General features: G+C 45.6%; 1 protein-coding gene. It reads left to right on the top strand.

What is annotated here, in order from left to right:
- Window positions 1-1,188 (top strand): hemagglutinin repeat-containing protein (locus J7R10_RS07825; RefSeq protein ID WP_208436419.1); only part of this gene is annotated, 1,188 nt, incomplete at both ends.

Raw genomic sequence — 1,188 nt, 5'->3', positions numbered from 1 at the left:
TCCGGTCAAGATATTCATATTGCTGCTTCCGATATAGATGCGAAAGGCAATGTTGCTCTTGGTGCCCAAGGGGAGATAGCAATAGGGGTAAGAAAAGATGAGATGGAGGATCATCTTCAGGGCAAAAATCTGAAAGTTGATATGCAAGCCTCTCATGCAGTTGGCTCTTCGATAAAATCGAGAGGTGATACCACTGTCATTGCCGGGCAGGATGGCAAGCCGCATGATCTCACTATCACAGGCAGTTCTGTTGCGGCTGATGGCAAGGTAGGGCTAAAAGCCAGCAACGATATTCTCATCAACAATGCAGAGGATAGCTTACATTATGAGATGTCGTACCATAAAGACGGAGGGGCATTTAGTAGCAGTAAATCTGAGCATAACAAGATTGATGCTACCCAAGTTGTGGGTTCAAGTGTCACAGGGGGTGAAGGGATAGCTGTTGAATCTGGCAATGATAGCAAAATTATTAGGTCGATGCTACTTGCTGGCAAAGGAAAGGATACGCCAGAAGATCAGAAACAAGCGGATATTTCCATTAAAGCTGGTGGGGATATTGTCATAAAAGGTGCCCAAGAACAGTTTGATCAACAACACCAATCGTCGGAAAGCGGATTTTTGCACGAGGAATCCTCAGACAAATCTGAATCGCACACCACAACGGTTTCTTCTATTCTTGGTGCGGCAGGCAACATTGACATGGAAGCACAAGGGGATGCCAAGGTTTCTGCTTCTCATCTGCTTTCCGGTCAAGACATCAATGTGAGTGCAGAAGATGTGACAATTGATGGCATGACAGACCACCATAGCAGCCATTCAGAAGAGCATGAAACAGGTTTTGGTGTGGGATCAGGTGGTGGCTTTGTGTCGTTTTACGGCAGTGAGGGAAAAACGCAAAATGAAGAGAGTTTTGAACATCAAGGCTCTTCTCTGAATGCGGATGGCACTCTCAACATCATTGCCAAGAAAAAGGATGTGACAATTGTAGGCTCTGATGTTTCGGGGGAAGATGTTCATCTTACCGCAGCTGGTGATGTCAATGTGTTTGTGAGTCATAATAGCCATAAGTCAAACTCTCAGGAAGAGCGGGAAGGTTTTGGGTTTCAGTTTGAAAAGAACCCTAGCGGTGCTTCCTTGGATGTTGGAATTGCAAGTGCCAAAGATACGGGGGACCAATGGGAAAATACC

The organism is Bartonella vinsonii subsp. berkhoffii ATCC 51672 (assembly GCF_902825225.1).
Taxonomy (GTDB): Bacteria; Pseudomonadota; Alphaproteobacteria; order Rhizobiales; family Rhizobiaceae; genus Bartonella; species Bartonella berkhoffii.
The sequence above is the reverse complement of the archived record's forward strand: the minus strand, read 5'-3'. Positions and strand labels throughout refer to the sequence as shown.